8 protein-coding genes are annotated in these 10,791 nt (G+C 30.0%); 1 reads left to right on the top strand and 7 read right to left on the bottom strand.

Going from position 1 to position 10,791, the window contains the following annotated elements:
* The first annotated feature begins 590 nt into the window (after window positions 1-590).
* Window positions 591-1,991 (top strand): MATE family efflux transporter, encoded by a 1,401-nt coding sequence (locus ACX6CF_RS20605; protein ID WP_458787248.1) that lies wholly within the window; start codon window positions 591-593, stop codon window positions 1,989-1,991.
* Window positions 1,992-2,182: 191 nt separating this feature from the next.
* Here ACX6CF_RS20605 and ACX6CF_RS20600 read toward each other — a convergent pair whose 3' ends face one another.
* The 7 genes from ACX6CF_RS20600 to ACX6CF_RS20570 form a co-directional block, all read right to left on the bottom strand.
* Window positions 2,183-3,766, bottom strand: coding sequence for an energy-coupling factor transporter transmembrane component T family protein (locus tag ACX6CF_RS20600; RefSeq protein ID WP_458787247.1), 1,584 nt, complete (start codon window positions 3,764-3,766; stop codon window positions 2,183-2,185).
* Window positions 3,767-3,971: 205 nt separating this feature from the next.
* Window positions 3,972-4,451 (bottom strand): helix-turn-helix domain-containing protein, encoded by a 480-nt coding sequence (locus ACX6CF_RS20595; protein ID WP_458787246.1) that lies wholly within the window; start codon window positions 4,449-4,451, stop codon window positions 3,972-3,974.
* Between the two features lie 309 nt (window positions 4,452-4,760).
* Window positions 4,761-6,866 (bottom strand): S-layer homology domain-containing protein, encoded by a 2,106-nt coding sequence (locus ACX6CF_RS20590; protein WP_458787245.1) that lies wholly within the window; start codon window positions 6,864-6,866, stop codon window positions 4,761-4,763.
* 248 nt (window positions 6,867-7,114) lie between these two features.
* Window positions 7,115-7,585: a toxin-antitoxin system YwqK family antitoxin gene (locus ACX6CF_RS20585; protein ID WP_458787244.1), complete on the bottom strand. Its 471-nt coding sequence runs from the start codon at window positions 7,583-7,585 to the stop codon at window positions 7,115-7,117.
* Window positions 7,586-7,660: 75 nt separating this feature from the next.
* On the bottom strand, window positions 7,661-8,848 hold the full coding sequence (locus ACX6CF_RS20580) for an ADP-ribosylglycohydrolase family protein (protein WP_458787243.1): 1,188 nt from the start codon (window positions 8,846-8,848) through the stop codon (window positions 7,661-7,663).
* Between the two features lie 250 nt (window positions 8,849-9,098).
* Window positions 9,099-9,341 (bottom strand): hypothetical protein, encoded by a 243-nt coding sequence (locus ACX6CF_RS20575; RefSeq protein ID WP_458787242.1) that lies wholly within the window; start codon window positions 9,339-9,341, stop codon window positions 9,099-9,101.
* A gap of 881 nt (window positions 9,342-10,222) precedes the next feature.
* Window positions 10,223-10,791: hypothetical protein (locus tag ACX6CF_RS20570; RefSeq protein ID WP_458787241.1), on the bottom strand; the 569-nt coding region annotated here is incomplete at its 5' end.

Below are 10,791 nucleotides of genomic sequence, written 5' to 3'. Positions count from 1 at the left end.
TATGCAACTGTCAAAGACCCGAACATATTTATTCCTCCTATCATACAAGTACATCTATAGCTGGCTAATTTTTATATATCTTATTTATGAATTACTTAGTACATTATATCTAAAAAAAAGTTTATATTCCATTGGAATAACTTACATATACAATATGAATCTTACATTATTGTAATCTATATATTTATTGAACTAAAACATCTATACATCCATTTCAATAAGTTCAATATATTTTTCTTTATTTTATAAGTTGACTAAAACTAAATAATTACTACTCTATAGTAATTATTTAATTCGATTTTTATAGCTTCTTAAGTCTATTATACTGAGTAATTATAGCATATAATAAATTAGAAATTAAGCTTTTACAATAATAAAATAAAATAATTGTTTTAAATTTTTATTGACAAAATCTCATATAGTCCTTATAATTATACAGGAATTTATAATACTATCCAGCAATTAAATATTGGGATATATATATTTATATATCAAAGTGTTGAACCTCCACTTCAAAAAAACTCCAAGTGGCAGTTCTTTTTTTTTGGAAAATTATAAGCCACTACTATACATATGAAAGGAGTCTTTATATGTCACTTAATATAATTAAAGACTATAAAAAAGATAAAAATTTTTATAAGAATCTATTGATACTAACTTTACCAATTGTTTTGCAAAGTTTGATAACATCCTCACTAAATATGCTTGATACAATGATGATAGGAAAAGTAGGTGAAACTGAGTTAGCTTCTGTAGGTATCGCTAACCAATATTATTTTCTATTCACCTTATTCATTCTAGGAATAGCTGGTGGTGGCGGAGTTTTAATTGCTCAGTTATGGGGTAATAATGATAAGGATAATATTAAAAAGGTTCTAAGCAAATCATTAGTTGTGAGCTTAATGGTAATATCCATATTCTTAATTCTTGGTCTTGCGGTTCCAGAAAAAATTATAGCATTATTTAATAAGGATGCTTCTATTGTTACAGTTGGTAGCCAGTATTTGCATATAACTGTAATCAGTTATGTTTTTACAGGTATATCATTTGTTTTTGCTGCTGCACTTAGAAGTATCGGAAATACTAAGTTACCTATGTTTGCTAGTTTATTAGGTCTTACAGTTAATGGTGTCCTTAATTATGCTCTTATATTTGGTAATTTTGGAATGCCTGAACTTCAAACCGAAGGGGCTGCTATAGCTACTCTTATTGCAAGAATATGTGAGTGTAGTCTTATCCTATTTGTTGTTTATTTTAAGGATAAAATATTAAATATCAGATTAAGTGACCTTAAAGGTTTATCTAGCAAGCTATCTACTACATTAAACAATGTTACTTTGCCAATCGTTCTGAATGAGGCTTGTTGGGGTTTTGGTAATGTAACTTATATGGCTATCTATTCTCATATTGGTAAACGTGCAACAGCTTCAATGCAGATATGCTCTACTATCATGAATTTATTTATGATATTTGCATTTGGACTTTCGTATGCAGCTGTTGTTGTTATAGGGAATGAAATTGGAGCTAATAGAGAAGATGTAGCAAAAGAATCTTCTAAGAAAATCGCTAAAATATCTATATTGATAGCTCTTATATTAGGAATATTACTATTCGGTATGGCAAAACCTATAGTCTCATCCTTTAATGTTTCAGAAGAAGTTAAGCTATCATCAACCTTCATTCTCTATGTATATTCAGCCATTATGACCATCAAAGTCTTTAATATGGTTATGATAGTAGGAATACTAAGGGGTGGCGGAGATGCTACTTATGGTTCTATTCTACAAGGGATTACCCTTTGGTTTATTGGTATACCTTTAGCTTATGTAGCTGCTTTTGTATTGCATTTGCCAGTACATATTGTTGTTGGATTCACAGCTATTGAAGAAATCATTAAGTGTGTTTTTATGATTAAAAGATTCAAGTCTTATAAATGGATAAGAAATATGGTAAAAGACCATAATACTGATAAAGTTAGTATAGCAGCATAAAATATATTTAGTGTATATCAAAATAGATAACCGACTTAGAAATTAAACTAAGCGGTTATCTATTTTTTAACCCTTTGTTACTAACAGAAAACCAATTACATGAATTGTAAGGTAGATGGTATCATTAAATAGCATATCAATATTATACATAATTGCCCTCTTTATTAATTATTTTAGCCCTTATTTATTAATTATTTTATTGAACTGTTCTTGAATTCTATAGCATCTATTTTGTTTATTTCTTCTGTCTCAATATATGTTATAACTACTTGGTCGCCTTTTTCAGTAAGTGCTACCAATGGATATTGGTCAGCTGATACAACAAATAGAGTATCTTTTCCTTCTATTTTAATTAGGAAATATCCTTCTTTGAATACTCCAACCCTTGATACTATTCCAGAGCTATGGTCAAATGAATCAAATTGATCACTTAATGCATTAGTATTATTCCCCTCTGTAATCAATATTCTATTGTACTTAGTCTGGGCTTCTCTAAGAGTTTTACCCCATGCAACTGCTCTATAGTTCTTAACTGAGCATAATGCATATCCGACTACATTACCACTATTCCCTTTTAGTGTTGATAGATAGGTTGATTCACCATTTATGTTAATTAAATATGGATATTTAGCTGTATAGCCAGCATTCTGAACCAATTCTTCCATTAAACCTATTGCCTTTTGCTCTGTTGACCCTGATATTCTATTATAGTGTGCTTTGCTAGTACGAGGATTATATATTAAGAATCCAGTTGTAGCTTCATCTCCTCCATAAGATGTAATTCCTGTGTAGAAATATACGTTACCATCTTTGAAAACATATCCAATATTTTCTGTATTTTTTAGTTTTCCTGTATCTGAAGGATTCCACCAACCATTAATATATTTTCCCCAATAAGTTAACTGTTCATAGAATATATTAGCTGAAGTAACTCTATCTACCCATTCAGGTTGTTCACCTTTATTAAAAAATTCAACATCTTTTGTTACTGGATCCACTATTATTACACCTTTTACTTCTTTAGTAGAAAATCCAGTTTTATGTGTGTAAGCTGTAATAACCCATTTTGGATTTCCTTCTGTATCTTCTTCAAATGAATAATCAGTTAGACCATAGTTTTTATATTTCGAATATACTACCCTCTTGAGATCATTGCTAAAAAATGCTGATGGTGCAACACTGAATTCTGTATCAGCGAATTCTGCCTTACCTGTTGTTGCATTTACTTTTATATAACCCGGTATAGATTTATTCTTGATGTATTTAAAAAAGCTTGAGTGTTCTAATGGAAATAACCAAAATGGTTTGCCATCTATTACAGAAAGTGTCCCGTATTCCTCAGAAATAGAGTACATTGAACCAAGTGAAGGGTCTTTTTCTGTAATTAACTTTTCACCAAACCTTATTGCATCTGATTCGTCCCATATTATAAGGTTTTCCATATCTACGTTAGGGACTGTTTCGTTAAAAACAACTTCTTCAACATCTAACATTTTCTGTTTAGTACCTGAGTTAAATATCGCTGAAGATGCGATTCCACCAATTATTAGATAGCCTACTGAAAGTATAATAACAACTGAACCTATCATAACTGGTAGTTTACTGCTCTTTTTGTCATATACTCCAATGAAACCAACTAATGTTATTATTGCAGCAAAAACTATAATCAAGAATATTGCCCCTACGAATTTTAAGCTCATAACTGGTAGTATTAATATTCCAAGTAGAAAGCAGATTATAGCTCCTAAAACTGCTCCTATTATTGTATGTTTCATAATTGTATGCCTCCTAAAGCTTATAGTATAAATACACATAAAATATTTTATTGTGGTATTAATTTCGTTTATACTATTATTATAGAGTAGCATCATATAAGTCTCAATAACAAAAATGTTACATTTATCTAATAGGCTGACTCATAATTGATATATATATTAGATTAATGTAGCATTCATATAATTTACCATATTTAATTGTCTTTTACTTGTCTATATCATATCTTAGTGAACGTTTCTCTATTTCTATTTCTATATCGCTAAGTAATTTTTGTATATTTTTAATCTGAGGTATTATCTGTCTAAGCCTGATAATCTCATTTTTATCAACGATTCCATCAGCCAAAACTTCAAATAGTTCATTTTTAAAAGATTCCAGTACCCTATTGGCATTTATTAGTCCATAACCAGATTCAAATAGTGTTTTTGGAGCTGTGTATGGATGATCCTCTTTACCGATAAGACAGCACTCTGAACAGTGTTTGCGTCTTAGAACTGGGTTCTCATATACTTTACTCATTGCGTATACAATTTCTGGACTTGGTGCATTCTCACCTGTTTCATATCTTCCTAGCGTCGCAGCACTGACATGTAATCTATCAGCTGCTTCTTCTCTGTTGAGAGGAGATGGATTGTTATCATTGTATTTTTCTCTTGCTTCTCGATAGATATTTCCTTTTTTCATTTTTTTGTTCCTTTCCCACATTCCTTATTCTTTATACTTTATTAACCTAATCCAATTATTAAAACATACGTATCATAATACTGGATAGTGATTATCTTTTATGCTAAGTTAATTATACAAATTGAGTATGGGTTTGTCTATGGTTTTGGAGAGAAAAGATTTTCCTTTGTTAATGTAGACCCTTTTTAATAAGAAAATAAATACATTATGTACTTGGTAGTATAAAAAAACAGAGTAAGATATAAAAATCTTACTCCATAAAATAAGGGAATGAAACAACATATTATAAAATATTAATTGATAGCTTAATTAATTGTTTGGATATGCATATAGGTTATAATAGTTACATTTGGCATTCCATGAACGGAATCCCATACCTCCCCCATTAGTATATGAACTGTCTGTTATCTCTCCAATATATTTACCATTCACATATACAGTAATTCTTGAACCGCTTCTAACTACTTTTAGGTATATGTAATCGCCTTTCTTTATATCATTACCAATATTAAACTCTTTTAAATTAGTCCACTTGTAATTAGATTTTCCAATTAACAATAAATTTTTATAAAGATCTATTCCTACATAATATCCTTTATAATTATCATTACCTGGTTTTATACTTTCTACATTAAATACAATACCTGAGTTCCCATTATCTTTTTCATCAGACATTATTTGCATTAAACATTCATAAACTGCATTGTTTTGATAATAACGTAAGTTACGTTCTTCTGCTGAGGCATACATTGTTGGTCCGCCTTTATCTTTTGCAGCTGTAGCCATGCTAATACTATAACTCCACTCTTTACCTTTAGTGTAAGTCCAAGATAGACCATATTCAGCATTTGCCACAATTGTTCCATCCATTACCAATTTTAGTCCTGTAGTAAAGTATGAATCAAGATTATCCCATATTATAGATTCATCAAAAGAGAATATTTGATTTGTTTCATGAACACCGTACTTACTATAGGCATCATATGTTTTTTTACCAGTATCAACTATTATGAATTCATTGTTGTATTCTACTATTTTATAATCCTTGACGTCTACGCTCATTTCTCCGATTTGACCGTATTTCTTCTGGTCAAAATCATAGTAACATAAACTATTAGGTTTTATAAAATCAAGGTTTTGTCTTGCAATAAAGAATATCTTAGAATAATCTTTTAAAGCCTTGGCACCAAATCCATTAGAAATTAGATTTGGTGCTCTGTATTCGCCTTCTTCAGAAGTTACTATTACTTGTGTATTACCATTATTGTTGAAAGTAACTGATATATTACCGTATCCATCATCATTGATAATATAACCTTGTGTATAATCATCTGGACCGTTTAGTTTGTTATCAATTAAACTGCTGGCATTATCTGCTGTAACCATTCCTTCTAGTACGCAGATTTCATCTAATTTTTGATTATAGACATAAACAGTATCTTCAAATGGATATACTAAAAGATAGCCTTCATATTTACCGTTATTGACTAGTGCAACATTTGATACCTTGTATCCGAAGCAATCATCTAAGCATGTTCTCTCATTAGTATTAACATCATATCTATATGTGGTAAGCCCTTTTTCATCAATTGCATCATCATGTGTTTCTGAATAATATATCTTAGCGTTATCTGAATCATTTATCATTACATCTAAACTTGTATAGTCACTTGCTTTTAATACATTTGATTTTCCGTTTGCCTTAAATGTAACAGTAAAATTCTTGCTGTATTTGTCTACTTTATATGTATATCCTTTTGATAAATCAATGAATCGTGTACCTTTTATAAGGTCTAATTCATCTTCATAAACTCTTTTTACTACAACGATAGCTTGTTCTATTGGGGCATTATCTAGTGGATTAAAGTTACCGTTACTACCCTTCATGATATTGTTTTCGTTGATGTAATCAACTTCTTTTATGAACCAGCTTGCAATTAAATCTTTATCATTAGTTGTTATAATTCCATCTGTAGCTTCTATTTCTTCTCCATAATAACTGTAGACCTTATCAAGAGTTCTGTAATACATAGCTGCCATTTCTTGTCTTGTTACTAAGTTATTAGGATTGGCTTTTCCATTAGAGCCTTTCATGATACCAAGAGTATTGGCTTTTAGAACATCAGCATCTTCTGAGTCCTCAAAAGTATCAAAAGGTGCTTGTTCAACCCTTTCACCTGTCATACTTTCATACATTTTCACAACAAGTGCTGCAAATTCTGCACGTGTGATTCTATCTTTTAAATTACTCATAACTAATTTCTCAGGCATAAGGTCATACATATATGCATCTTCAATCTCTGGTTGTGCCCAAGCATCTGCAGTAGATACATCCCAGCCTCCTGCTAGACTTGTTATACCTAACATCATTGATAATGTTACGGTAGTAATTGTTTTTATACATTTTTTTAACATCTGCTTCTCCTCTCGAATATGTAATGTGATGTAATTGGATTACGCTTTTAAGTTGTATGATATTATTTTATACTGGGATAAAATAAACATATCAGAAATACCTTACATTTGTAATCACTTTTATTATATTTTATCATATGTTATTGGTTTGGTAAATATGTTTTTTTATTATTGGTAAAATATATTATGTATATCTATTGCTTATATTTGGCTTTTTTTATCAAACATCATATTTTTATTCTTCATTATCATTTTGTTTGATGACTTTCATATAATCTTTCATATTTTTCTAACAAACTCTTCTCTACATGATTTGGTTCTTTTTTACTATCAATTATATTTCCATCTTCATCAAATTTTTTATAAGACATTACTATTCCATATTTACAAAATTCTTTTGTTTTAATATTGCCATTTTCATACCATATATAATTTTTCCCAAGTATTTGTCCCTTTTCCATCATACAATGTCTCTTAAGTTTTCCAGTCTCATAAAAGTCAATACATTCGCCATCTTTAATTCCATTTTCATAATAGCAATAATAATTAATATTACCATTATTATACTTCTCATAAACATATCCAGTTATCGGTTTTCCACCTTCTTCAATAGGCAAGTTGTATACCTGCTGACCATACTCTCCCGAATAACAAACATCTCCAGTAAATTCTATTCCTTTTTTTAGAACTTCATCTTGTGATAATATACTTTTATTCATAATAATCCTCTTTCTTAATTTACATCTATCGCCAACCACGAGTCTTCAAAAACTTAATCTAGATAATAAATTATTTTATATATCTTCATTTAATTGTATTATAAATTTTTCTATCATTTCATATATGTCTCTATTTCGTGCAAGACATTGCAACCACACATCAGGAATTGACCTAATCCCATAAAAAATGCCAGCCACTCCTCCAATTATTGCCCCAATTGTATCTGTATCGCCTCCGAGATTAATCCCTTTTAATATAGCTTCCCTATAATTATTAGTTGTCATAAATGCCCACAGTGAAGCTTCTAATGTATCTACTACATATCCAGTAGAATTTATATCCTCTTCACTTAATAAAGCTATATCTCCTCCTAATATTCTTTTAAAATTACATATTTCTTTATTATAATCTTCATAGCAATATTTATCTATAAAGTCTATAGTTTGCCTATAAGCAATGCTTTTATTGCTACCTTTAATCAAATTTATAGCATATTCAACATATATTATACATGCTAATTTTGCACGACTATGTGCATGAGTTAATGAAGAAACATTTTCAATAATTTTTATCTTTTCCATAGGTGATATATCTTTTAAATAATATACTAAAGGTAATACTCTCATTAATGAACCATTTCCATTATCCATCTCTGTATTACCACCACATTCTACAGGACTTATTCCTTGTATCATTTTTTCTATTGATAATCTTGTAGCATTTCCAATGTCAAACACTTCTCCATATGGTGTTAAATATCCTTTCATATAGAACCTTATAAACTTTTCAGCTAACCTATCTAAAGAATACCCTTCAGTTATATTTTCTAATAAACACAATGTTAATGATGTATCATCAGACCAGGTTCCATAAGGTTGATGATATGTTCCGTATGCTCTCATTTCTTCAAGCGGGTCAATTTTTCTTTCTTCTCTAGAACAAAATTCCACTGGAACCCCCATTGCATCACCAACTATAAACCCTAGTATTCCTGCATAAATTGTTTCATTTTCCTCTACAAAATTATATAATATTGGATTGAAATGCTCAAATTGGGGACATTCTTTTTTAGGAAAAACAACATACTCTGGTTTCTCATTGATACCTTCATATTTTTTACAATGGAATACATTCCCTTTAATAAAATATTTACACATTTCACACATAGGTATAGATGTCAACTTCACTCCACCTTTTTTATAAGACTCTATATCACAATTCCATTTTTCAACTAACGTCAATTGTCTTCGTTTCTGTTGCATGATATTTCCTCTCCTCAATCTAACTACAATATTTAATATACCGTTTTGAACTTTTGCATCAGTAATAATCATTTATTGTCTAGAATGGAATAGTATTTCTGGCTCATTTGAATATTGACTAAGTGAATTTTAGTTTATTCTTTCCTTGATTAATATTAATTGAGAAATTTCATAAAAATTTCTCACAGATATTACAAAAGTGTAATCATGGTTTTGATTCATTCGGTACTTGGTGGAATAATCTCCTCCCTTATGAATTGTAACTCATAGTTTCAAGTAATTCACTTTCAGATTTTATCATTTTTATGATTTTAGATGCAGAAGTTAAATACATGATTTTATCAATTGAACTTTTTGATGCTTTAATCTTTTCGACTTCAAGAGTATCTTTGTTGACTTTGATTACGCCGTCCTCTTCACCATATTCACCATAATAGTAAATTACGTTTTTTTCATCTTCAACTTTCTTCTTTAAATAAACTGATAATGCCATTTTGTTCACCTACTCTCCAAACACCTCTTTTGAATATCTGTCGCTTCAGGTGTTCCTTTCATTAATTTCTCCCAAGCTTCTGCTTGCCAATAGTTCGTATTCCTCTTTCCATTTATCATAAGTCTGCTATATCATAAGTTTCATAAGTTCTCTATTTTTAGATGAAAAGGGAAGGCTTGCTACAAATGTTATAAAAAATCCTAATTGTTTTGGGTGAGTGAACACGGAGTAGATATCTTCTATTGTATCATATATACCTTTTATCGGTGAAGTAACTCAGCCAAAAAATAATCCTGCTCAAAATTCTTGCTCTTGTTCTTTTTTTACTGGAACCATAAATAAGTCTTGCCCATTCCATAAAAGCTGTTCTTTTTGAATTGTTCAAAATCACCTTTTTAAAATGGTATAACGTTTGTATAGTATAATAATATTTTTTAAAATAGTTGTACAATCTTCACTCTCATACTTATTCTCTGCCGTACTCAACACTTATTAATACATGTATAATTATACTTTTATTTTCACCTAGGTATAGGTCTATTGAAAAATTCGTGTAATCTCTTGTTGTAATAACAGATCACTAGGTGAGTTACTCCGCCAACCAATGTTATACTTTTAGTCAATAACCTCAAAATCTATAAACACCGCCTACATTCAATAAGTCGTAAAGAGAATAATGAATTTTCATAGAAGTATAAGGGTAACTGGTTATATAGGTATTGTTCTTATATGTGGTATGCTAATGTACCCCCTGCCACTGGAAAATGGCTTGAAAGGGTGGTAAACAGGTATATCAAGTCACAAAAACGAAGTACCAATTACAACAGTCGTAACTGGTACTTCTTATAAAATTTTACTGGGATTTTGACAGCCCTACCAGCTTATAGGTTAAGAATCTTAATAACTTCATGATTTACCTGTTTGCACTTTTTAAGTCTGTAAGTTAAATCTTCATCATTAACTGAATTAGCTATATCAACTAGTTTACTAGCTGTTTTGGCATAGCCTTTAGCTAAGATAATATTCTTCAAGTCATATGCCAAAAAGATTAAGCCACTTCTTTCGCTAATACCCTTACGTCCAATTATAGTTTCTGCAATAATTATTCTGTCTTTTGGAGATAATTTATTTATAGAGAGTTCAATTAAAGAGTGTATCTTTATCAAATCTTCTACATCCCTTGTACTAGATACTAAATCATACATTCTATTAACTAACTTCCATAATGAATTATTTTCACTACTACTCATGGCTGAATCATAGAAATCATTGAACTTTTCTCTTCTCCACCTCATTTCAGTTTGCTCACTAATGTTCAAATCAACATACTTCTCGTACTTCAATTTATTTTCTCGTGCCATATGAAACCTCGAGCAATCCATAGCCATGAAATACTCTTTCGCTTCTTCAAGTGTAAACATCATATATACCTTGTATACTAAATATATAA

The sequence above is a fragment of the Vallitalea sediminicola genome (assembly GCF_054408565.1).
The sequence above is the reverse complement of the archived record's forward strand: the minus strand, read 5'-3'. Positions and strand labels throughout refer to the sequence as shown.